General features: G+C 56.5%; 27 protein-coding genes. 23 read left to right on the forward strand and 4 right to left on the reverse strand.

Annotated elements, in window-relative coordinates:
• Positions 1–3: 3 nt before the first annotated feature.
• The 3 genes from gspE to OYT1_RS05580 are packed head-to-tail and all read right to left on the reverse strand — an operon-like array spanning position 4 to position 4,126.
• Entirely contained in the window at positions 4–1,479 is a 1,476-nt protein-coding gene (gene gspE / locus OYT1_RS05570) for a type II secretion system ATPase GspE (protein ID WP_062627745.1), read from the reverse strand.
• Positions 1,479–3,596: a type II secretion system secretin GspD gene (gene gspD, locus OYT1_RS05575; protein WP_232013231.1), complete on the reverse strand. Its 2,118-nt coding sequence runs from the start codon at positions 3,594–3,596 to the stop codon at positions 1,479–1,481. The genes gspE and gspD overlap by 1 nt, the downstream gene beginning before the upstream one ends.
• Positions 3,597–3,631: 35 nt before the next feature.
• Positions 3,632–4,126, reverse strand: a complete 495-nt coding sequence (locus OYT1_RS05580; RefSeq protein ID WP_062627743.1) for a type II secretion system protein N — start codon at positions 4,124–4,126, stop codon at positions 3,632–3,634.
• 110 nt (positions 4,127–4,236) lie between these two features.
• Here OYT1_RS05580 and gspG point away from each other — a divergent pair, with 110 nt between their 5' ends.
• Genes gspG through gspN form a run of 8 tightly spaced genes read left to right on the forward strand, consistent with a single transcriptional unit; the run spans position 4,237 to position 9,476 of the window.
• The gene (gene gspG / locus OYT1_RS05585; RefSeq protein ID WP_456298214.1) at positions 4,237–4,662 is read left to right on the forward strand and encodes a type II secretion system major pseudopilin GspG; all 426 of its coding nucleotides are present in this window, start codon (positions 4,237–4,239) and stop codon (positions 4,660–4,662) included.
• Between the two features lie 3 nt (positions 4,663–4,665).
• Entirely contained in the window at positions 4,666–5,190 is a 525-nt protein-coding gene (locus OYT1_RS05590; RefSeq protein WP_062627741.1) for a GspH/FimT family pseudopilin, read from the forward strand.
• On the forward strand, positions 5,168–5,560 hold the full coding sequence (gspI, locus tag OYT1_RS05595) for a type II secretion system minor pseudopilin GspI (RefSeq protein WP_062627740.1): 393 nt from the start codon (positions 5,168–5,170) through the stop codon (positions 5,558–5,560). The genes OYT1_RS05590 and gspI overlap by 23 nt, the downstream gene beginning before the upstream one ends.
• Positions 5,557–6,144 carry a type II secretion system protein GspJ gene (locus OYT1_RS05600; protein WP_062627739.1) on the forward strand — a complete coding sequence of 196 codons (588 nt, stop codon included), beginning with the start codon at positions 5,557–5,559 and terminating at the stop codon, positions 6,142–6,144. The genes gspI and OYT1_RS05600 overlap by 4 nt, the downstream gene beginning before the upstream one ends.
• The gene (gspK, locus tag OYT1_RS05605; protein ID WP_062627738.1) at positions 6,141–7,055 is read left to right on the forward strand and encodes a type II secretion system minor pseudopilin GspK; all 915 of its coding nucleotides are present in this window, start codon (positions 6,141–6,143) and stop codon (positions 7,053–7,055) included. Before OYT1_RS05600 ends, gspK begins: the two co-directional genes overlap by 4 nt.
• On the forward strand, positions 7,037–8,251 hold the full coding sequence (gspL, locus tag OYT1_RS05610) for a type II secretion system protein GspL (RefSeq protein ID WP_232013232.1): 1,215 nt from the start codon (positions 7,037–7,039) through the stop codon (positions 8,249–8,251). Before gspK ends, gspL begins: the two co-directional genes overlap by 19 nt.
• Positions 8,248–8,739 (forward strand): type II secretion system protein GspM, encoded by a 492-nt coding sequence (gene gspM / locus OYT1_RS05615; RefSeq protein ID WP_062627736.1) that lies wholly within the window; start codon positions 8,248–8,250, stop codon positions 8,737–8,739. Before gspL ends, gspM begins: the two co-directional genes overlap by 4 nt.
• Positions 8,736–9,476 (forward strand): type II secretion system protein N, encoded by a 741-nt coding sequence (gene gspN, locus OYT1_RS05620; protein ID WP_062627735.1) that lies wholly within the window; start codon positions 8,736–8,738, stop codon positions 9,474–9,476. The genes gspM and gspN overlap by 4 nt, the downstream gene beginning before the upstream one ends.
• A 14-nt stretch (positions 9,477–9,490) precedes the next feature.
• Here the strand turns inward: gspN and OYT1_RS05625 are convergent, their stop codons facing one another.
• Positions 9,491–9,913: a BON domain-containing protein gene (locus tag OYT1_RS05625; protein ID WP_062627734.1), complete on the reverse strand. Its 423-nt coding sequence runs from the start codon at positions 9,911–9,913 to the stop codon at positions 9,491–9,493.
• A 248-nt stretch (positions 9,914–10,161) separates the two neighbouring features.
• Between OYT1_RS05625 and OYT1_RS05630 the strand changes: the two genes are divergently transcribed.
• From OYT1_RS05630 to OYT1_RS05700, 15 genes are all read left to right on the forward strand, one after another.
• The gene (locus OYT1_RS05630; RefSeq protein ID WP_062627733.1) at positions 10,162–10,386 is read left to right on the forward strand and encodes a CsbD family protein; all 225 of its coding nucleotides are present in this window, start codon (positions 10,162–10,164) and stop codon (positions 10,384–10,386) included.
• Between the two features lie 46 nt (positions 10,387–10,432).
• Positions 10,433–10,648 carry a glycine zipper 2TM domain-containing protein gene (locus tag OYT1_RS05635; RefSeq protein WP_062627732.1) on the forward strand — a complete coding sequence of 72 codons (216 nt, stop codon included), beginning with the start codon at positions 10,433–10,435 and terminating at the stop codon, positions 10,646–10,648.
• A 50-nt stretch (positions 10,649–10,698) separates the two neighbouring features.
• Complete coding sequence (locus OYT1_RS05640) at positions 10,699–11,118, forward strand: hypothetical protein (RefSeq protein ID WP_062627731.1); 420 nt, start codon at positions 10,699–10,701, stop codon at positions 11,116–11,118.
• Positions 11,119–11,220: 102 nt separating this feature from the next.
• The gene (locus tag OYT1_RS05645; protein ID WP_084612093.1) at positions 11,221–11,616 is read left to right on the forward strand and encodes a DUF4398 domain-containing protein; all 396 of its coding nucleotides are present in this window, start codon (positions 11,221–11,223) and stop codon (positions 11,614–11,616) included.
• A 17-nt stretch (positions 11,617–11,633) separates the two neighbouring features.
• Positions 11,634–12,524, forward strand: a complete 891-nt coding sequence (locus OYT1_RS05650; RefSeq protein ID WP_062627729.1) for an OmpA family protein — start codon at positions 11,634–11,636, stop codon at positions 12,522–12,524.
• A 23-nt stretch (positions 12,525–12,547) separates the two neighbouring features.
• On the forward strand, positions 12,548–12,706 hold the full coding sequence (locus tag OYT1_RS05655) for a DUF3309 domain-containing protein (protein ID WP_084612091.1): 159 nt from the start codon (positions 12,548–12,550) through the stop codon (positions 12,704–12,706).
• 69 nt (positions 12,707–12,775) lie between these two features.
• On the forward strand, positions 12,776–13,087 hold the full coding sequence (locus OYT1_RS05660) for a BON domain-containing protein (protein ID WP_062627728.1): 312 nt from the start codon (positions 12,776–12,778) through the stop codon (positions 13,085–13,087).
• 114 nt (positions 13,088–13,201) lie between these two features.
• Positions 13,202–13,534, forward strand: coding sequence for a DUF883 family protein (locus tag OYT1_RS05665; protein WP_062627727.1), 333 nt, complete (start codon positions 13,202–13,204; stop codon positions 13,532–13,534).
• A gap of 2 nt (positions 13,535–13,536) precedes the next feature.
• Entirely contained in the window at positions 13,537–13,914 is a 378-nt protein-coding gene (locus tag OYT1_RS05670) for a phage holin family protein (RefSeq protein WP_062627726.1), read from the forward strand.
• An 8-nt stretch (positions 13,915–13,922) separates the two neighbouring features.
• The gene (locus OYT1_RS05675) at positions 13,923–14,252 is read left to right on the forward strand and encodes a YqjK family protein (protein ID WP_062627725.1); all 330 of its coding nucleotides are present in this window, start codon (positions 13,923–13,925) and stop codon (positions 14,250–14,252) included.
• A gap of 11 nt (positions 14,253–14,263) precedes the next feature.
• Positions 14,264–19,048: a PAS domain S-box protein gene (locus OYT1_RS05680; RefSeq protein ID WP_172588516.1), complete on the forward strand. Its 4,785-nt coding sequence runs from the start codon at positions 14,264–14,266 to the stop codon at positions 19,046–19,048.
• Between the two features lie 8 nt (positions 19,049–19,056).
• The gene (locus OYT1_RS14010; RefSeq protein WP_062627526.1) at positions 19,057–20,190 is read left to right on the forward strand and encodes a magnesium transporter; all 1,134 of its coding nucleotides are present in this window, start codon (positions 19,057–19,059) and stop codon (positions 20,188–20,190) included.
• A 23-nt stretch (positions 20,191–20,213) separates the two neighbouring features.
• Positions 20,214–21,278, forward strand: coding sequence for an HD domain-containing phosphohydrolase (locus OYT1_RS05690; protein WP_062627525.1), 1,065 nt, complete (start codon positions 20,214–20,216; stop codon positions 21,276–21,278).
• A gap of 96 nt (positions 21,279–21,374) precedes the next feature.
• Positions 21,375–21,854, forward strand: coding sequence for an outer membrane beta-barrel protein (locus tag OYT1_RS05695; RefSeq protein ID WP_062627524.1), 480 nt, complete (start codon positions 21,375–21,377; stop codon positions 21,852–21,854).
• A 156-nt stretch (positions 21,855–22,010) separates the two neighbouring features.
• Positions 22,011–22,745, forward strand: a complete 735-nt coding sequence (locus tag OYT1_RS05700; RefSeq protein WP_062627523.1) for a Crp/Fnr family transcriptional regulator — start codon at positions 22,011–22,013, stop codon at positions 22,743–22,745.
• Positions 22,746–23,015 lie beyond the last annotated feature (270 nt).

Genomic DNA, 23,015 nt, shown 5'->3' on the forward strand with positions numbered 1-23,015 from the left:
TGACTACTCGCCGGTGACGCGCACGACTTCTTCGAGACTGATGATGCCGAGCGCCGCTAGGCGCATCCCGTCATCCCGCAAGGTGCGCATCCCGCGCGCTTGCGCGTGCGTTCGTAGCGTTTGTTCTGAAGCGCGGTCATGCACTAAGCGCCGTAACTCATCATCCACCATCAGCAATTCGTAGATGCCGGTGCGCCCTCGGTAGCCGCTGCGATTGCAGGCAGGGCAACCTTGTGCGGCGTAGAGCGTGCCCGCAATCGGCGTGCAGCCGAGTATTCGCAGTTGTGCGGCATCAGCGGCGTAAGGGCGGCGGCACGCCAAGCACAAACAGCGTACCAGCCGTTGCGCGCCCACCCCGATCAAACTCGACGCCAGCAGGAACGGCTCCACGCCCATATCGACTAAGCGGGTGACGGCGCTCACGGCATCGTTGGTGTGCAGCGTGGCGAACACTAGATGGCCGGTGAGGCTGGCTTGCACCGCGATCTGCGCGGTCTCAAGGTCGCGGATCTCGCCGATCATCACCACGTCTGGGTCTTGGCGCAGGATGGTGCGCAAGGCGCGCGCGAAGGTCATCTCGATCCGGGCGTTGACCTGAGTCTGATTGATGCCGTCGAGGTCATATTCGATCGGATCTTCGACGGTCATGATGTTGAGCGCCGCCGCATCCAGCCGAGACAAGGCGGCATACAGCGTGGTGGTTTTGCCAGAGCCGGTCGGGCCGGTGATGAGTACGATGCCATGGGGCTCGCGGATCAGCTTGTCGATCTGCGTCAGGGTTGCCTCATCCATGCCTAGACGGGTTAGATCTAACCGTCCGGCTTGTTTGTCCAGCAAACGCAGCACGATGCGTTCGCCGTGTCCGGTGGGAATGGTGGACACGCGCACATCGACGGGCTTGCCCGCGATGCGTAAGGCGATGCGCCCATCTTGCGGCAAGCGTTTTTCAGCGATGTCGAGTTGCGCCATGATCTTGATGCGCGAGATGATGGCACCATGCAGCGCCCGCGCTGGCTCGATCAGATCGCGCAGTGTGCCGTCGATGCGTAAGCGCACCACCGAGCGCGTCTCGAAGGGCTCGATGTGGATGTCGGATGCGCCATCGCGCAAGGCTTGGGTGAAGAGCGCATTGATGAGGCGGATCACCGGTGCATCATCCTGACTTTCCAGCAAATCTTCGACCTTGGGTATCTCTTGCAACAATCTCGACAGGTCGAAGTCTTGCGCTAGATCTCCAGCTAGCGCCGCTGCGCCGACATCTGCGCCGTTGTAAGCGGCGGCGATCAGTGTGTCGAATTCCTCAGCATCGATGCGGCGGCAGTGCAGAGCTACGCCCAACACTCGGCGTAACTCAGCGAGGGCGGACGCGGGAGCGCCAACTCGCACCGACACCTCGGCGAGTGCATCACTCAGCGTCGTGATGACCACGCCGTTGGCTTTGGCGTAGGCATAGGGAACCAGACTGGTCGCAGGCTTCATTAGTTGCTGCCAACCTCGGTCGATAGCTTCAGTCCGATCTCGGGCGGTGGTGGGAGTGGAGGCAACGTGGGCGACTCCATGTCTGGCAGAATCAAGTCGTGAGCTAGTTTGACTTTCTTTTGCTCGCCGATGATGTAGTCGTAGCGCTCGCCAGTGAAGGTGTCGGCGCGCTGGGTGTCGCGTACCAGCGTCGGTCGCAAGAAGATCATCAGATTGGTTTTGCTGCGGGCGCGGGTCTTGTAATTGAACAAGCCACCCAGCAAGGGAATGCTGCTCAGCAGCGGTACTCGCTGCATCCCGTCGCTGACCGTGTCCTGAATCAAGCCGCCGATGACTACGATCTGACCATCATCGACCAATACGGTCGAAGCTACCGCGCGCTTGTTGGTGATGACACCCGCCGCATTGGTGGTGTCCTGTAGGCTGGATACTTCTTGGTAGATTTGCAGGCGCACGGTGCCGCCTTCCGATATCTGTGGCTTGATGCGCAAGGTCAGGCCGACATCGCGCCGCTCGATGGTCTGGAACGGGGTCGGGGTGGTCGCCGCGCCGGTGGTGGCGTACTGGCCAGTGATGAAGGGAACATTCTTGCCAATGACGATGGCAGCTTCTTCGTTGTCCAGCGTCAGCAGCGTCGGCGTGGACAGGATATTGGCGTTGGCATCCGTCTCCAGCGCGCGCACCAGCAGCCCGAGATTAAGTATCTGCCCGACCCCAGGAATCGTGATCTGCCCTTTGACGATGCCGATGTTCAAGCCACGTCCAGCCGTGGTCGGATTCTGCGACACGCCGATGATGTTCTGCCCCGTCGTGCCGAAATTAGTGCCGCCGAACACCTGCGCATTGGTCTTGCCCAAACCGCTCAGGTCTTGCCATTGCACGCCGAATTCGGCGGCTTTATCGGCGGTGACTTCAGCGATAAGCGCCTCGACATAGACCTGTGCCCGACGCACATCGAGCTTGTCCAACACAGCACGCAGATTGTTGTAGATGGCATCTGATGCGGTGATGATGATCGAGTTGGTGGCGGGGTCGGCTTGGATGATGCCGGGTGATGTCGCAGCGGCTTGAGATGATCCCGTGCCGAATGTGGCAGAAGCACCGAGGCTTTGCACAGGTGCGGGGTTGCCTAGCGTCGAGGAGATCGACGTGCGCGCAGCTGCACTCGAACTAGCCTCGCCCTGATAGATAGCACGCAGCGTCTCGGCCAATTTCACCGCTTCGGCGTTTTTCAGATAGACGACGTGGATGTTGCCACCATCACTGGTCGGGGTGTCCATCAGTGCCACGAACTTGCGTAACTGCGCCAGTCGCGCAGGATCACCTGAGCGCACGATCAGGCTGTTCGAGCGCGTGTCGGCAATCACCGTGAGGCGTTGTTGCGGCTCGGTCTGCGACAACGCGGCTTCAGCGAACAAACGACTGACGGTTGCGGCCACATCCACGGCTGATGCATAGCGCAGCGGTATGACTTCGGGCTCGTTGCTGTTCGGCAGGTCGATCGAGGCGATGATCTTTTCTAGTCGCCTCAAATTGTTGGCGTAGTCGGTGATGACCAGCATGTTGCTATTTTGGTAGGCGGTGATGGTGTTGTTCGGCGCGATCAGCGGACGCAGGATAGGCACCATCTGCACCGCCGATTCGTATCTCAACGTGATGATTTTGGTCTGGATGCGATCACCCGAGCCATGCGCGATCTCGCTAGGCCCGTAGGTGGAGCTGGGGTTCAGCTTGGCATCGGCTTCGGGCACGATCCTCACCAAGCCGTGATCTTCGATGACTGAAAAACCTTGCAGACGTAGCGCAGAGGCGAAGGCATCGTACACAGCGGAGCGCAGCATCGGCTTGGTCGAAACGATGTTGATCGCACCTTTCACTCGCGGGTCGAGCACGAAACTCTTGCCGGTGATCTCGCTGACCACTTTGACCACGCCTTCGATGTCGGCGTTGACCAGATTCAGCGTTACGGTGTCAGGCCCAACGGGTGCCTGGGGGCGGTTGGCTATCGGTGCGGCAAGGGCAAGTTGCACCGCAGCATCGGCAGACCACGCGGGAGCGCTGCAAAGCACCATGCCTAGATAGAGCATCTCCAGCGGGATAGGGTGCAGCTTCATCATTTCTCCTGACTTTTTATGCGCTACGCGGCAGCTGCTTAGGGGGTGAGCTTAGGTACGGGAGGGCCGCTGGGTGTCCACTCCAGTGTTTCGCGGTTGCCGGCACGCTCTAGGGTGAGGTGGTCGGTCGCGACCTCCACTAGGCGGATGCCTGGCGCGATCTCGTCACCCTCACGCACGGCGACCACCTGCTTGGCGATCTGCAACACGGCATAGCCGCGCCGTCCGGGGGTGGCGGCTACGATGCCAAGCAGCCGAATGCCCAATCCCGAGGCTGGGGCAAGCGTGGGTGCATCTGCCACACCAAACAGAACGCTGGCCGAGTTGTTCGATTCGGCCACAAGCTCGACCACCATTGCGCTTTGCTTAGGGCTCGGCGTCAACCATGCCCAAGTCCAATAGGCTGCCACGACGCTCAAGCCCATCAACGCCGTCACGGTGAGCAGAGCGACGGCGGTGGTTTGAGCAATATCCGGTCGATTCAGGGCGGGTAAGCGCATTTTTCGTGGCGGCGTAATGAAGTACGTCAGCATAGGGAGAAACAATTCCGGCGTATGTGCGCTAGCGAACTGAGCGAGGCGAATGGCTGCGGATAATCCGAAACTGGCCGGAAGTGACTCGGCCAGTCAAGGGAGTGGATGAAGTGAGAAATAGACAGCGTGGTTTTACCTTGCTCGAAGTGATGGTCGTCGTCGTGATTCTTGGGATACTTGCCGCATTGGTGGTACCCAAGATCATCAGCCGTCCGGATGAGGCACGGGTGATGGCGGCGAAGCAGGACATCGCCAGTCTGATGCAGGCACTCAAACTGTATCGCTTGGACAATCAGCGCTATCCAGTGACTGAGCAAGGATTACAAGCACTGGCGAAGCAGCCGACCACCGCCCCGATCCCTCTTAACTGGAAGCCGGGTGGCTATGTCGAGCGTCAGCCGAAAGATCCCTGGGGCTATCCCTACCAATATTTGAATCCGGGCAGTCACGGTGAGATCGACATTTTTAGCACCGGAGCAGATGGGGCATCGGGTGGCACAGGGAACGATGCCGACATCGGTTCATGGATGCTTTAGCTGATGTCAAAACTCATTAAATCAATCGATTGCTGTCGTGGCTTCACGTTGATTGAGTTATTGGTCGTGCTGCTCATCATGGGCCTGTTGATCGGCTTGGTCAGCGCGGTAGCGCAGCCGGATGAAAAAGCGCTGTTGCGCGTCGAGGCCGAACGCTTAGCCCAATTGCTCGATCTGGCCGCTACCGAATCGCGTTCCTCAGGTCGTATCCTCGCGTGGACGGCTGATCGATCCAGTTACCGCTTCTGGCGTCAAAGCGAGGATCAACGCTGGATGGTGATCGTGGACAACGACCTGCTACGCGCTCGTGCATTGCCGCACGGTATGGCGATCTCAGCACTGTATGTGGAAAACCATCGCGTCTCAGAGTCGATGCGAGTGGAGTTCGATGCCGAGGGATCGGCACTAGCCTTTCGGCTCGAACTTAGCTTGGGTGCTGCACGCCTGACGGTGGCGAACTCGCCCCTAGGCGAGGTACGGGTGATGCCAGAAGGAGGGCGGGCGAATGCGAAATTTGCAGCTCTATAAGCGAGGATTCACCTTGGTCGAAGTGCTGGTCGCTTTGGCGATTGTTTCGATCGCACTGCTGGCATCGTTGCGAGTGGCAGGTGCGGCAACCAACAGCGCGAGCGATCTGCGCGCGCGACTGTTTGCTAGTTGGGTAGCCGAGAGTCTATTAGCTGAGCAGCGCGCCCGCGGAATTTGGCTACCCGTCGGGTTGCGGCGCGGTAGCGAACGTCAAGGCGGCATGGACTTTGTTTGGCGTGAGGAGGTGGTGGCAACGCCGAATGCAGCTTTCCGGCGTGTCGATGTGCGGGTGTTCACAATCGCCGATGAGTCGTACGCACTGGCGCATCTGGTCGGTTTCATCGTGCAACCCGTAGCAGGCTCGCCATGAGGCCACGTCCACACGGTTTTACCCTGATCGAACTGCTCACGGCGTTGCTGATACTGGCTTTATTGGCGCTGATGTCGTATCGAGGGCTGGCTGCCGTGCTCGATACTCGTTCGCACCTTAGTCAGGAGTCGTCGAAATGGCGGCAGGTGAACGCCTTCTTTGCCCGCTTCGAGCGCGATATCCAACTGGCTGCACCTCGCCCGACACGCATCGAGACTGGCTCAGTTGCCGCGTGGCTGGGACGTCCCGATTCGAAGCTGGGGGCTCATTTGGAATTCAGTCGCTTCGCGACCAACGAAGGCATCGATGCACCCAGACGGTTGGCCTACCATTTGAACGACAAGCAGGAGATCGAGTTGTGGCTGTGGAACGGTCTGGATGGCGCGCCGGGGCAATTACCCGAGCATCATGTTGTGCTCACCGGGGTGACTCGATTCGAGCTGCACTACCTTGCGGCTGACCTGACTTGGGTGGATACGTGGTCAGCGACGCAGAGCAATTTGCGCACTCTCCGTGCCTTGCGGGTACGCATCTTCCTCGCCTCGGGCGAGGAGATCGTCCGCGTATTCGGGCTGGGATCGTGAGAGCGCGCCAAGCAGGTGCCGCCATCGTCCTCGCTATGGCCGTGGTCGCACTATCCGCGTTGGCAGCGACTGCGATGATGAGCGCGCAGAGTGTGTGGGCGCGGCAGAGTGAGCTTGCTGCCGATCATATTCAAGCGCAGATGTTGGTTCAGGTAGGCGTGGATTGGACGCGCGCCGTGTTAAGTGATGATAAACGAGTCAGCAATGAGGATCATCTGGCGGAACCGTGGGCCTTGCGTTTGCCGTCGATACCGGTGGAGAACGGCAGCTTGCAAGGGCATATCGAAGACCAGCAGGGCAAGTTCAACCTCAACAACCTGATCCAAGACGGCAAGATCGACCCGTATCAATTGGCGCATTTTCAGAGACTATTATCTACGCTGAGTTTACCCCCGGCGTTGGCTGAGTCGCTTGCCGACTGGATCGACGAAGACAGCGAGCCACAGCCGCAAGCCGGAGCCGAAGATGGCTATTATCTGGGCTTGCAGCCACCGTATCTGGCTGCGAATCGACCTTTGATCGACGTGGCCGAACTGGCGCTGGTACGTGGATACGACAGCAAGGTGCGTACCCGTCTGCGTCCCTATATCTCGGCTTTGCCATTCACTACCCCCGTCAATGTGAACACCGCGTCAGCTGAAGTGCTCGCTGCGGTGATCGATGAGCTAGATCTGCAGGGGGCACGTGCCCTGGTTGTCAGGCGAGATCGTGCGTATTTTCGTGACTACTCCGAGTTTCTTAATCAGCTTCCCAAAGGTGTGATCGCCGCCAGCGACAAGGTGGCTTTCGCAAGTGACTATTTTCTAGTACAGATGCGCGTCTCCATCGGCAGTGCTCAGGCGCGTAGTACTGCGCTATTGGTACGAACCGATACGGGCTGGACAGATGTACTGTGGCGCAAGATGTTATGAGCGTGCTGCGCATCTACGGCAATTTGTTAGAACCGGCACTGCACTGCCGCTGGGCTTTGTTCAATGCCGGAGCGGAAGCGATGCTTGGGGACGGGCAACTCGCCGATCTTCCCAAGCACGCCGAGCGTTGCCAGTTGCTGCTTCCCGCTGCGCAAGTACTGCTGATGCGCGCGCGTATTCCTCACGGAGCCAAGCGTCATGCCAGCTCATTGCTGGCGTTTGCGCTTGAAGAGCAGACCGCTAGCGAGCCGGACACCAATCACGTTAGTTACTTGGGCGCAGTGGGCGATGAGGATGTGCTGGCCGTGATCGACAAGCGCGGCTTGGCCACTTGGCTGGCTGCTCTGAGTGCCGTCGGCGTGGTGGTGGATGAAGTGCATTGCGAGACTTTGCTGCTGAATAGGAACGTAGGCGAGTGGAGTTTGCAATGGAACGGCAGCGAAGGGATGGTGCGCACTGGCGAGTTCGAGGGCGCAGCAACCGATATGGGCGACCGCGACTCGCCGCCGATGTTGCTGGGTCTGTTGCTTGACGAAGCCAAAACTCAGAATGCTCTGCCGAGTTCGATCGCACTTTATGTGAATGCGCCGGAAGCTGTGCCGGATTTGCAGGTATGGCAAGCGAAACTGGGCGTTGACTTACGGAATGCCGGTGTTTGGAATAGCGGGTTGGCTGTGTCAGAGACAACTGTCAATCTGGTACGGCCACCGCGTCGTTGGCGCGCATTGTCGGGGTTGACGACGCGGCTGCGTCCGGCACTGTGGATCGTGGGGGCGACCTTGCTCCTGCACACCGTGGCGCTGCTGAGTGATTGGGCCTTGCTCGCCAGCCAGCAGCGCAGCATACGGCAGCAGATGGTCACTCAGTTCCGTCAGACCTTTCCCGATGCGGTTGCCGTGGCCGATCCAGTGTTGCAGATGCGTCGCAAACTGAGCGATGCGCGTCATGCGGCAGGCCAGCCGGACAGCAGTGATTTTTTGCCGATGATCGAACGGGTAGGGGCTGTCATGCAGACGCTGCCGCTGGGTAGCGTGCGAGCGGTGGCCTACGAATCTGGGCGGATGACGTTGGAACTCTTGCCGCAAGAAGTTGAAACGGGACACGCTATCGAAGCGCGTCTGCGTGAGCGTGGTTTGAAGGTGGAATCGCCCGCCACCGTAGGCACGCAGCGGGTAGTGATCGTGAGTGCGCCATGAAAATCCAGTGGCTGCGATTTTGGCAATCACGCGCTCCTAAGGAGCGCAGAATCATCGCGTATGCAGGGGCGATTCTGCTGGTGTTGAGCTACGTTTGGCTTATGCAACTAGGCTGGACAGCACACGTGCGCTTGCGTGCGAGTGTCACTGAGTTGGCAGCGCAAGCCCATCGTTTGGCGCAGCAGGCGTCAGAGATCGAGCGTTTGCGCCTAAGCGCGTCTCCCACCGCGTCGGCAACCGATCTGCGCGTGATCGTGCAAGCGCAAACCAACGCAGCTGGGCTGGCTCAAGCGCTGGTCAAACTGGATGCGCCGGATGCGAATCAAGTGATGGTGGTGTTCGGAGCTTTACCGTTTAAGGCATGGCTTGATCTCTTGGTCGGTTTACAAGCGCAAAACGTGCGGCTAGCAAGCTGTCGTATCGAGGCATTGTCCGCGCCTGGCATGGTCAGCTTGACGGCGACCCTGCAACGCACCGCCCAGCCATGAAGCGTTGGCAGTGGGTATCGATCGGATTGGCGAGCTACGCGATCAGCTTGATGGTAACTGCCCCTGCGATCTTGCTCGAACCGGCACTCCGAAATCTCGGCTATCCGCACCTTCGACTACTTGCGGCGCAAGGCACGGTGTGGTCAGGCAGCGCGACTTTAGAGGTGCTAGGTTCAGATGAACGCAGCGGGCTGAGCAAGGCGTTGGCTTGGCAGGTGTTGCCACAGTCGTTGTTGCTTGGACAGTTGCGGGTGATGGTCACGATAGATAGCTCGCAAACATTTCCGCTGACATTGACTTACTCAGGCTGGGCGCTGGAGCAGGCCGAACTGCGTTTGCCTGCGGGGATCATCGGGCTGAACGTAGAGCGGCTCGCCCCCTTGGGGCTGACGGGAGACTTGTTCGTGCACATCACGACTCTTTCTTTTAAGCAGAGGCAACTGCGGGGCAACGCTACGGTGCAATGGCACCATGCAGGGTCGGTGCTGACACCTATCTCACCCTTGGGTGACTACCAGTTTGATTGGCACAGGCGTGACACGCGTACGCAGATCGCGCTGCGTACCGTGCAAGGCGAGTTGCAGCTTGAAGGGCAGGGGAGTTGGGCTGCGGGGGAGTCAGCAGACTTTCTGGTGCTTGCCCAAGTCCCACCGCAACTTCAGCCACAACTCGCGCCGCTGTTGCGCCTGATCGCGCTGGAACGTGAGGCTGGCGTGTTCGAGCTTCAGTTACGGTGAGCTTGCAAGCAGGATCACTTTGCAGTCTTAACCACCAAATGATTATTCACGTCCTTGACACCGCTCACCGCTTCAGCCAGTGACTTGGCCTGGTCGCTATTCTTATCGCTATCCACCGTGCCGCTCAAGGTGACCACGCCTTTGACGGTATCCACGCTGATCTGCAAAGTCTTGAGACCCGGCTCGGCAAAGATGGCGGCTTTGACCTTGGTTGTGATCTCGGCATCACTGATCGCCACACCCGCCTTGTCGCTTTGTTCTTCGATCTTATCGGATGTCTTTTCGGCACTTTCGCTGATCTTGTTGCCGACATCCTCTGCGGCCTGATCCAGCTTTTTGCCCGTGGATTCGGCGTTCTCGTGCTTCTCACAAGCGGCTAGGCCGGCGACCAAAAACATCGAGAGTCCAATCAATTTGATGCTGTCTGCTGTCTTCATGGTGATTCCTTTCGCGGTTGATTTAAGGAGAGCGGATCGTCTGTCAAATCTAGCTGATCGCTTAACCAGTTGTGGTTATCCGCTGTAAGTCTTCCGCTCTCTGTGCGCTGTCGCACAGAGAAGCAGAAAGGGAAGGAAGAGTATCGGTTCTGTGCTCATCCTTAGTCATGGATAGGGCGCGTCTTTACCGACCCTCAACGGGGATTTCCCTCTACGGTCGGTTCAACTCAATCATTAGGAGACACAACATGAACTGGGATCGTATCGAAGGTAACTGGAAGCAATTTAAAGGCACCGTCAAACAACAGTGGGGCAAGCTCACCGACGATCAGCTAGACGTGATCGCAGGTAAGCGCGATCACTTGGCGGGGAAGATTCAAGAGACCTACGGCGTCACTAAAGACGAGGCCGAGAAGCAGTTGACGGCTTGGCAAGTGCGTCAAAAGGAAGCCGACGCGAAGCACGCAAAATAACTCGTCAGGGGTGCAAGCCCCTAACTACCGATTGTGGAGGTGTGAAATGAGCACAAGATCAAGATTATCGATGAATGCAGTGGCCGTGGCCGCTTTGCTTGTATTGGCGGGATGTTCTGGCATGAGCGCACGGGAAAAGAACACCGCAATCGGCGCTGGTGTCGGTGCGGTAGGCGGAGCCATCTTAACGGGTGGTAGTACGGTCGGCACAGTCGGTGGCGCAGCAGTCGGCGGCATCATTGGGCACGAGATCAAGAAATAGGCTGGCTGCACCTGTGACGCGGGTGGTTCGCCCTTACTAGGAGATTAGCAATGGAACAGTTATTGATAGCGATGATTTTGGCCATCGGTATGAGCCCTGCTTTGGTAGGGGCGACTGACATTGGCGCCTCGATCAGCATAGGCCAACCCGGCTTCTACGGTCGCTTGGATATTGGTGACTATCCGCCGCCACAGTTGATCTACCGTCAGCCTCGGTATATCGAACGAGGTGCAATGGAACGGCAGCCGATCTATTTGCGGGTACCGCGCAGTCACTCCAGAAACTGGAAACGACATTGTCGTCAGTACAACGCCTGTGGCGAGAGGGTCTATTTCGTGCAGGAGGGTTGGTACAACCGCGAGTACGCGCCCCGTTACCAAGAGCGCCATCACGGTCGCGGCGGCGAGCAGCGAGCAGAGCATCCTGAAGGAGGGTGGAGTGACCGTCACGGTGGCGGGCGTGAGCACTAGAAATCAAACGTGTAGTCGGCTCAACTGTGTTCGTTAGCGTACAGACGAACATCTTGACAGACCACAAGATGGAATCCTCAGACAACTCAATGGATGAACGAAATGAAAAACCTCTACTACCTCAGATCGTACCAAATGATGAAGCGGCTTAGCCTGCCAGTCGCTGCCGTTGCTTTAGTGGCGGGCTGCGCAAGTTCACCTCCCGCGCCTACTGAGCAAATGATTGTGTCTAGGATGGCTGTGAGTAATGCCATTAGCATAGGTGGCAATGAATACGCGCCTGTGCAGACTAAATCAGCGGTGGATAAGTTGGAAGGTGCCGAGCGTGCTGCCACTGAGAAGAACTATGGATTAGCTCGACAGCTCGCTGAACAGGCTCAAGTGGATGCGCAACTGGCGGCATCGACAGCTCGAGCAGCCAAAGCACAAAAAGCGGCGGATGCACTACGCGAAGATAACCGCGTATTGCGCCAAGAGATCGAACGTAAAACCCAGTAATCACGACGGGAGTCATCATGAAAAGCACACTAAATTTTCCCTTGGCACTGATTACCGTCGCGATTCTGTCGGCCTGTGCCTCCACCCCGACCGTCAATCCGGTATTGGCCGATGCGCATAGTTCCTATGACCGTGCACGCACCAACGCCCAAGTCACCAGTTTGGCGACGGCTGAATTGAATGAAGCCGCTAGCTCGTTGAACAAGGCCGATGCGGCTGCCAACAAAGGTGGTGCGACGACTGAAGTTAACCACTGGGCGTATGTCTCCAAGCAGCAAGTTGGTATTGCGCAGGAAACAGCCAAGCGAAAGATGGCGGAGCAAGCGGTGAATAACGCCGGTGAAAAGCGTAACGAAGTTCGACTGGATGCCAGAACGGCTGAAGCCGATGCCGCTAAGCGTCAAGTAGCGATTGCGCAGGGTACGGTGGATCAGCAAACGGCGGAGTTGGCCGCCGCTGGTGCGAATGCCGAGCGCGATCGAGCAGTCATTGCCGCGCAAGAGCAGCAACTCAAGGAACTGAACGCTAAAAAGACCGAACGTGGTTTGGTGATCACGCTTTCCGATGTGTTGTTCCGCACCGACAAGTCGCAACTCGAACCGGGTGGTGTGCGCAATGTGCAGAAACTGGCCGCATTCCTGAATAAATATCCGCAGCGCAAGGTGTTGATCGAAGGCCACACGGATAGCAAGGGTAGCGACAGCCACAATCAGGGACTGTCTGAGCGGCGTGCTGATGCTGTGCGCGTTAGCTTGATCGACAGCGGTGTGGGCAGTGAGCGTATCGCCACTAAGGGCTACGGCGAAGCCTATCCCGTAGCCAGCAATGGCACGGCCAGCAGTCGTCAGTTAAATCGTCGCGTGGAGATCATTCTGTCCGACGCCAACGGCAACATTGCACCACGATAGTTTGAGCCTCAAGGAGAAGCAACATGCCATTGAGCACGATCATTGTGATCATTCTGGTGTTGATGTTGATCGGTGCGATTCCGACTTGGCCGCATAGCCGCTCTTGGGGATATGGCCCCAGCGGTGGTCTGGGCTTGGTGCTGACCATAGTCATCATCCTATTGCTGCTGGGGCGTTTGTGACTTGCTTCAGAACATACGTCAAAAGCTCAATCAACCTTATGTTTAATCAATTATTTTAGGAGACCGATCATGAAACAACTGAAATTTATCTCTGCAATCCTGATGACTTTTGTACTGCTGTATTCCATGGGCTGCGCCTCCACGGCAACGCACGAGGGCACCGGAGAATACGTCGATGACACGGTCATTACCACCAAAGTGAAGGCCGCCATTTTTAGCGACGATTCATTGAAATCTGCCGAAATCAATGTCGAAACCTATAAGGGCGTGGTGCAGTTGAGCGGCTTTGTCGGCACTCAACATGACATCAGCAAGGCGGTCGAAGTCGCCCAAAGTGTCAAGGGTGTGCAGTCCGTCAAGAACGATATGCGGGTCAAGTAGGGCTGGCGATACGCTTCCAGATTCTAGCGGGATGGTGGGCGTATCGCAAAGTAATGGGCGGCAGAGTCTGTCGCCATTGGGTAAACACGATTAACAAAAACAAGGAGTTGAATCATGGATGCAAAATCTAGCAATTTGAATGCAATCATCGCACCTTCCAAAGACAGATTCATGGATGAGATGCGCATCGTGGTAGCTGATGCAGAAGAGCTGCTGCAAGCTACGGCAAACCAAGCAGGAGAAGGCGCAGCCGTCGCCCGTGCACGTATTCAAAAGAGCTTGAAGGTTGCCAAGGATAGATTGATTGAGGCCGAAGCCGTGGTGATCGAACGCACTCGTCAAGCCGCCAAAATCACCGATCAATACGTGCATGAGAATCCTTGGAAGGCGATTGGTATCTCCGCCGGTGCAGGTGTGATCATTGGAATGCTGATCGCCCGTCGCTAGTCATGTCTGAATCGTCGGGTCTGTTGGAGTCGCTACAGCGGATGGTGGGTACCTTGATCGCCATCGGCCAGTCGCGGCTGGAACTACTGTCCAACGAGATGGAAGAAGAGCGGTTGCGGGTAGAGCAGATGTTGCTCTATTGCAGCATCGCTCTTTTCTTCTTCGGGCTGTCCATCATGTTGCTGACGGTGTTCATCGTCGTGCTGTTTTGGGATAGCCATCGCTTGCTGATATTGGGCGGCTTGGCCGCATTATTTGCCTTAGCTGGGCTCATGCTCTGGGGCGGTTTGCTTCATGTGGCAAGATCAAGAACCAAACTCTTCTCGGCCAGCCTGGCCGAGTTGTCGAACGACCAAGACAGCCTAGCTTCTCGATCATGAAACAGCGTATGGCTGAACTTGCTGCACGCCGGCGCGTGCTTCTGGCAGAGATCGAATCCCAACGCATCGAAGTCGCTGAGATCGCCGAACAGTGGCGAGCTCCCTTGTTATTGCTGGATAGCGGATTGTCAGCCGTTCGCTTTGTACATAATCATCCCGGTTGGCTGGCAGGTAGCGCACTCGCGCTGCTGATTTGGCGTCGTCACGGACTGGTTGGCTTAGCTCGCGAAGGATGGCGGTCATTGCGCCGTTACCCTGCAGGGATTTCCTTAGGTTTGAAATACCTATCTTGGGTATTGCGTTTTCGTGGCGAGGCACGCGAATCGCTCAATCGTTGAGGGAGAGTGTTGTGAATGCTACGCGCAAGATTGCTTTCTGGTTGCTTGGAGTCGTGCTCCTAGTTGGCCTGACCGTATCGGTCACGTTTTGGAGTTTTCAGCAGATCGAAACCGCGAACGAGATGCGCAGGCATACGCGCAACGTGCTGAATAACGCCAATGAGCTGCTTTCCATCTTAAAGGATGCCGAGACTGGACAGCGCGGCTATATGCTCACCGATGATGAGGCGTTTCTGGAGCCGTATCTGGAGGTGAATGATGACATCCAAGCACATTTGAAAGCTTTGCGTAGCATCACCAAAATTAGCTCGGCACAACAGATTCTGGATGCGCTCACGCCCTTGATCGATGCCAAATTAGCCGAGATGGCGCATGTCATCGAGTTGCGTCGTAATCATCAGATGACGGCATCGCTGGCGATCGTAGCCAAGGGCAACGGCAAGCGTTTGATGGATGCGATTCGTGCTGAAATCGGCAGCTTCGTTCAAATCGAAGAATCAGCACGAGAGCAGTACGAGGCTGAGTTCCAGTCAAAAATGCGTCTGCTATTCCTCCTGATTATCATTGCCAGTCTATTAGGTGTGCTGTTCACCCTGTCTTTTGCCTACCTGATGTACCGCGACAGGCAGCATCAACTACAACAGCTCGTCCATCAGGAAACCCAACACCTGCTTGAAGTGCAGGAAGCTAGCAATCTACAGTTGCAGCAGCTCAACTCCGCTTTGCAAGTCAGTGAGGAAAAGCTCGCCGTCACACTGTATTCCATCGGTGATGCGGTGATCGTCACTGATTCCGTTGGGCGGATCACGTTTCTCAACCCGCTCGCGGAACGGCTGACCGGTTGGCAATATGCAGAAGTCAGTGGACGTCCGGTGGATGTCATCTTTCACATCATCAATCAGGAAACACGCCTGCCGAGCACGATTCCAGTCAAAGAAACGCTGGCCTTGGGAACGGTACATGGCTTAGCCAACCACACGATACTTATCGCCCGAGATGGCAGCGAACGTTCTATTGCCGACAGCTGTGCGCCGATTCGTGATCGTGATAACCAAGTTGTCGGTGCGGTACTGGTGTTTCGCGATGTCACTGAAGAATATGCTGCGCAGCAAGCTTTGCGCGATAGTGCCGCGCTGATCCAGAGCATATTCAACACGGTGGCGGATGGCATCATCACGCTCGATGCCAGCGGTGGCATCGTCGAAACGGCTAATCCCTCCGCCGAGCAGATGTTCGGCTACACAGCCGTCGAGCTGATCGGACAACATTTCGGGATATTGATCCCAGAGTTGGATCGCCGTCAGCATGACGAGAGCTTGAGTACCAGCGACGAGGCTTGGAGTATCGGCCTAGGTCGAGAAGTCATCGGTCGGCGCAAAGATGGCAGTACGTTTCCGATGGAAATGGCGATCAGTCAGATGCTGCTGGCAGGTAAGCGTCACTACACCGGCATCCTGCGCGATCTGACTGCAAGAAAACAGGCTGAGGATACTTTGCTCAAGGCCGGTGGATTGCAAAGTGCCATTTTCAACAGCGCCAATTTCTCCAGCATCGCTACCGATGCCAAGGGCGTGATCCAGATCTTCAACGTGGGGGCGGAGCGCATGTTGGGCTACACCGCCGCCGAAGTGATGAACAAGATCACGCCTGCGGATATTTCTGACCCGCAAGAGCTGATCGCCCGCGCTGAAGCGCTCAGTTTGGAATTGGGCACGCCGATCACACCGGGTTTCGAGGCACTGGTGTTCAAGGCTTCGCGTGGCATCGAGGACATCTATGAGCTGACCTCGATCCGTAAAGATGGCAGCCGCCTGCCAGTCGTGCTTTCCGTCACCGCCTTGCGTGACGACCAAGATGCCATCATCGGCTATTTACTGATTGGCACCGATAACACCGCGCGCAAGCAGGCGGAGGCTGCTCTGCTTAAAGCCGGAGCCTTGCAAAGTGCCATTTTCAATAGCGCCAACTTTTCTAGTATTGCCACGGATGCCAAGGGCGTGATCCAAATCTTCAACGTGGGCGCGGAGCGCATGTTGGGCTACACCGCCGCCGAAGTGATGAACAAGATCACGCCTGCGGATATTTCTGACCCGCAAGAGGTGATCGCCCGGGCTGAAGCGCTCAGTTTGGAATTGGGCACGCCGATCACACCGGGTTTCGAGGCTTTGGTGTTCAAGGCCTCGCGTGGCATTGAGGATATTTATGAGCTGACCTATTTCCGCAAAGATGGCAGTCGTTTTCCCGCTGTGGTGTCGGTGACTGCCTTGCGCGATGCGCAGAATGAGATCATCGGCTACTTGTTGATCGGCACCGACAACACCGCGCGTAAGCAAGCGGAGGATGCATTGCTTAAGGCTGGTGCGCTGCAAAGTGCGATTTTCAATAGCGCCAACTTCTCTAGCATTGCCACGGATGCCAAGGGCGTGATCCAGATTTTCAACGTGGGTGCGGAACGCATGTTGGGTTACACCGCCGCCGAAGTGATGAACAAGATCACGCCTGCGGATATTTCCGACCCGCAAGAGGTGATCGCCCGCGCCGAGGCGCTCAGCCTGGAGTTGGGGACGCCGATCACGCCTGGCTTCGAGGCTTTGGTGTTCAAGGCCTCGCGTGGCATTGAGGATATTTATGAGCTGACCTATTTCCGCAAAGATGGCAGTCGTTTTCCCGCTGTGGTGTCGGTGACTGCCTTGCGCGATGCGCAGAATGAGATCATCGGCTACTTATTGATCGGCACCGACAACACCGCGCGCAAGCAAGCGGAGGAAGCCTTACTGAAGGCCGGTGCGCTGCAAAGTGCGATTTTCAATAGCGCCAACTTCTCTAGCATTGCCACGGATGCCAAGGGTGTGATCCAGATCTTCAACGTCGGCGCGGAGCGCATGTTGGGCTACACCGCCGCCGAAGTGATGAACAAGATCACGCCTGCGGATATTTCTGACCCGCAAGAGGTGATCGCTCGCGCCGAAGCCTTGAGTAGCGAACTCGGCACGCCCATCACGCCGGGCTTCGAGGCGCTGGTGTTCAAGGCCTCGCGCGGCATCGAAGATATCTACGAGCTGACCTACATCCGCAAGGACGGTAGCCGCTTCCCCGCCGTGGTGTCGGTCACGGCCTTGCGTGATGCGCAGAATGAGATCATCGGCTACCTGCTGATCGGCACCGACAACACCGCACGTAAGCAGGTCGAAGCCGAACAGAAGCAGCTTAGTCAGCGCCTGCGCGACCACCAGTTCTATACCCGCTCCCTGTTCGAGTCCAACATCGACGCGCTGATTACCTGCGATCCCTTTGGCATCATCACTGATGTGAATAAGCAGATGGAGGCGCTCACCGGTAGCACTCGTGATGAGTTGATCGGTGCACCGTTCAAGAGCTACTTCACTGATCCTGAGCGTGCCGAGAAGGCCGTCAAGGTCGTGCTGCGCGAGAAGAAGGTCACCAATTATGAGCTGACCGCCCGCGCCCGCGATGGCAAGGAAACCGTGGTCTCGTTCAATGCGACCACTTTTTACGACAGGGATAGGCGCTTGCAGGGTGTGTATGCCGCTGCGCGGGACGTGACCGAGCGCAAACGTATGGATCAGGTGTTACAGGAAAAGAACATCGAGTTGGAAAGCTCGCGCTCGGTGGCAGAAAAGGCCAATTTGGCTAAGTCTGAATTCTTGTCCAGCATGAGTCACGAGTTGCGCAGCCCGCTCAATGCCATTCTCGGTTTCGCGCAACTGATGGAATCCGATACCCCTCCCGCGACGCCCACGCAGAAGGAAAGCATCAACCAGATATTGCAAGCTGGATGGCATCTTTTAAAGCTAATCAATGAGATACTGGATCTTGCTAAAGTGGAGGCTAGGCAGTTGCCTTTGTCCGAAGAGCCGGTATCGCTGGCTGAGGTGATGCTCGAATGCCAAGCCATGATTGAGCCGCAAGCCCAGCAGCGCGGCATCACCATGACCCTGCCCAAGCCTGGGATCCCATACTTTGTCAGTGCCGACCGCACGCGCTTGAAACAAGTGTTGATCAATCTGCTTTCCAATGCCATCAAGTACAACATCAAGAACGGTACCGTGGTGGTGGAGTACACCGAGATCACCAAGGGACACACTCGGGTGAGCGTGCGTGACAGCGGTGCGGGTTTGACGCCTGAGCAATTGACCCAGTTGTTCCAGCCATTCAATCGGCTCGGTCAGGAGGCCGGAGGAGAGGAGGGTACGGGCATCGGGTTGGTCGTGGCGAAGCGATTGGTGGAGTTGATGGGCGGGGTGATCGGGGTGGAAAGTACGGTAGGGGTAGGCAGTGTGTTTTGGTTCGAGTTGCTCTCGGTCACCGAGCCTCGCCTGATCTTGGATAGCATCGAGACTGTCAGCTCAGCTCAGCCACATGTGGCGCGCAATGGGGAACGACACTCATTGCTTTACGTTGAAGACAATCCGGCGAACCTTAAGCTGGTGCAACAGATCATCGCCCGCCATCCCGACATCCAACTACTGACGGCGGTGAACGGTAACAGCGGTATCGAGATTGCCCGCTCAGCGTTACCCGATGTGATTCTGATGGACATCAATCTGCCCGGCATCAGCGGTTTTGAGGCGATGAAGATATTGCATTCAGATCCCGTGACGGCACACATCCCCGTTATCGCGATCAGTGCCAATGCCATGGCGTTGGACATCGAGCGTGGCAAGAGTGCCGGCTTCTTCCGCTATATCACCAAGCCGATCAAAGTGGATGAATTCATTGCGGCGCTGGATCTGGCTCTGGCGTACGCTCACCGCAAACCCGGCCTAGGTAGCTAGGCGAGATCATGGTCAGCGCTGCCGACATCCTGAATGCGCGCATCTTGATCGTGGACGATCTCGATGCGAATGTTCAGCTCCTTAACCGGATGCTGGTCGCGGCGGGTTACACCTCGGTCGAGTCCACCACCGATCCACTCGCCGTCTGCGAATTGCACCGCAACCGCGCTTTCGACTTGATTCTGCTCGACCTCAAGATGCCGATGATGGATGGATTCCAAGTGATGGAGGCGTTGAAAGAGAACGAGCTAGAAAGTTACTTGCCCGTGCTGGTGATCACGGCACAGCCTGAGCAGAAATTGCACGCGCTACAAGCGGGCGCCAAGGATTTCATCAGCAAACCGTTTGACTTGCCCGAAGTGCTGGTGCGAGTCCACAACATGCTCGAAGTGCGCTTGTTGCACGACGAGAGCAAGCGCTACAGCATCGAGCTGGAACATAAGATCGACGAAGTCGAAGCCAGCCGCGAGTTGATTCGTCAGCAAAGCGTCGAGGTTCAGACGCTCTACGACAAAGTCATCGCTGAGCAAAAGCGATCTGTCGAGTTGAGTATGCAACCGGGAGCGATGGTCGGTGTGGAGAAGGAGGAGCGCTTGGCTACGCCTTGGTTTCGCAGCTTGTGGCTCCGCCATCCTTGGCTACAGGTCAATCTGCTGACCGCCTTCGCGGCCGCTACCGTAGTCGGGATGTTTCAATCGACCATCGACCGTTTGTTGATTCTCACTGTATTTTTGCCGATCTTGGCCGGTCAGTCCGGCAACACTGGCAGTCAAGCACTGGCGATCACCTTGCGTGGGATCACTTTGGGTGATTTGAAATCAGGCAAGGAACGGCAGTTGGTGAAGAAAGAAGCGCTGTTGGGTTTGCTCAACGGCGTACTCGTCGGCGTGGTTGCAGCGATCGGCATGTATGCACTGGCAACGGCCCAACATGTACCCAAAGCAGGGCTACTTGGACTCGTAGTGCTGCTCGCCATGATCGTCAGTTGCGTCATCAGCAGTATCTGTGGCGCGCTGGTTCCCTTGATCCTCAAGCGGATCGGCGCCGATCCCGCCACGGCCTCCAGTATTTTCCTCAGCACGGCGACCGATGTGGTGAGCATGGGTATGTTGCTTGGGCTGGCAACGCTGATGGTGCGGTGACTTATGAATATCAGGGAGCAAACATGATAAGTGCAAGCGACATCCTAAACGGCAAGATCCTGGTCGTTGACGATCAACAGGCGAATGTCATGCTGATCGAACGCATCTTGCGCGGGGCAGGTTATGTTTCGATCACCTCCACGATGAATCCCACTGAAGTCTGTGAGTTGCATCGCGAACACCATTACGATTTGATTTTGCTTGATCTACAGATGCCGGTCATGGATGGATTCCAAGTCATGGATGGCTTGCGGGAAATCGAGACTGGCGATTATCTGCCCGTACTGGTGATCACCGCACAGCCAGACCACAAGCTGCGTGCTTTCCAAGCGGGCGCGAAGGATTTCGTCAGTAAGCCATTCGAGATGGCCGAAGTGTTGGCGCGGGTGCGCAATATGCTGGAGGTGCGCTTGTTGCATCAAGAGCTGCACAGCCACAACGAGTTGTTGGAACAGCGGGTGTTGGAGCGTACCGCCGATCTGCAAGAGAGCTATCTGGAAACCATCTTTACCATGACGCGGGCGGCGGAACACAAAGACGAAGATACTGGCGCCCACGTTCAACGTATCAGCTACTACAGCCGCGAGTTGGCGCGGATACTTGGGCAGAGCGAGGTGTTCATCGAGCAAATCTTCTTTGCCAGTCCGATGCACGACATCGGCAAGATCGGCATCCCTGACCATATCCTGCTCAAACCGGGAGGATTTACGCCGGAGGAGTGGACCGTGATGAAAAGCCATTCCGCGATGGGCGCGAAGATCCTTGGCAACAGCAAATCGCCGTATCTCAAGATGGGAGCGGAGATCGCGCTGAATCACCATGAGCGGTGGGACGGTGGCGGTTATCCGAATGGAAGGAAAGGCGAGGATATTCCTCTGGCGGCGCGCATCATGAATATCTGCGACATCTATGACGCGCTGCGCAGCAAGCGCCCATATAAGCCGGCCTTCGATCACCAAAAGGCGGTGCAAATCATCACTCAAGGCGATGGGCGAACCCAGCCAGAGCACTTCGATCCAGCGATCATTGCGGCATTCCATCAGCACGAGGCATCATTTGGCGAGATATTTGAGCTATACACCCACTGAATGCGATGCAACTTTGGCTTGCGTTCGGCACCGCACATACATTGCAGCGTCTGCACTCTAGACTGTGCATCCGCAATGGATAAATTAGGAGTGGAAATGAAAAAGATTCTGGTAGTAGCAGCGCTTAGCGCAGCAATGTTGTCAATGTCCGCCACTGCCGATCCTTACCTTGGTGCAGGGGTTGGTGCGTATAAGACTGACACGAACAATACTTCGTACAAGCTGTTTGGTGGACTTCAGGCATCACCAAATTTTGCTGTGGAGGCGGCCTATAACGATTTTCGGAGTTATCGGGGCGCGAGTGCCGACTCTTGGTCCTTAGCTGCGATAGGCATTATTCCTCTGGATCAGGGGTGGAGCGTGTTCGGCAAGCTGGGGCCCAGCTATAACCGCACACGGAATGTCGGTGGCAGCAATCGTACCGATCTGTTGGCTGGTGTCGGCGTAGGTTTCAATGCAAGCAAGGACCTGACCATACGCTTAGAGTATGAAGATTTTGGCACGTTGACAAACACAGCTGGCGCGATCAACCACAAGGCAACCGCGTGGGGACTTAACGTTAAGTATTCACTTTAATAAATTGTTTTACATAGAAACCGGAAGTGATTCCGGTTTTTGTGCGCCCAATATTTGGCCATATCGTAGTCGATCAATTCATCACCACCTGCGGCATGAAAGATTTCACCGACTCTGTATCAATAGGTCTAGTATGCGGACGTAAGAGGAGGAGAAATGACCGCTATAAAGAAACTCCTAACCCACGCTGGTCGTGCTGATCCTAGGCAAAACCAGATTCTTGCGGCCTTGCCCGCACAGGATTACGCACGCCTGCTGCCTGATCTTGAGTTCATCAATATGCCGCTAGGATGGGCGCTGTGCGAGTCAGGTTGCCGCATGAGTCACCTGTACTTTCCCCTCGATAGTATCGTCTCGCTACTTTATGTGATGGAAGATGGCGCTTCAGGTGAGATCGCAGTCACCGGTAGAGAAGGCTTAGTCGGAATTTCCTTGATCATGGGCGGTGATAGCGCGACGAGCCGAGCCGTGGTGCAAAGTGCTGGCAGTGGTTTTCGTCTCAAATCGAGTGTAATGAAGCGTGAATTTGCTATAGGCAGCCAATTGAAGATTCTGTCTTTGTGCTTCACGCAAGCGCTCATTGCCCAAATGTCTCAAACGGCGGTCTGCAACCGTCACCACACCTTGGATCAACAACTTTGCCGTTGGCTATTGCTAAGCTTGGATCGTCTGCCCAGCAATGAGTTGGTGATGACGCAAGAGCTGATAGCGAACATGCTGGGTGTACGTCGCGAAGGCGTTACCGAGGCCGCTTGCCGATTGCAGCATGATGGCATGATCACCTATCGACGCGGGCATATCACCATCATCAATCGTTCCATGCTGGAAAAGCGGGTGTGCGAATGCTACGCCGTGGTAAAAAAAGAGTACGACCGTCTATTACCTCACTGAGCGGCTTACTTAGGGCTGCCAGCTGACAGAGTTCCTTGGGAGTGTGCTCTACCGCACATACCCGTAAAGTCCACACGCGGATACTTCACGCTGAAATTGTAGGCCAAGTAAGGCAGCCGCCTGACTCGCCATACAACAGCACGTGAGGAGTACGCCATCGTCAAGGATTTTGGATTTGCAGCGCGCACTCGGAGTGAGCCACGCAATGCGCGGGATACCGAGCTGTTACGTTCCGAGCTATTCAGCATCGAGCAACTCAAGCGCCATGCC

Source organism: Ferriphaselus amnicola, from assembly GCF_000974685.2.
Classification (GTDB): Bacteria; Pseudomonadota; Gammaproteobacteria; order Burkholderiales; family Gallionellaceae; genus Ferriphaselus; species Ferriphaselus amnicola.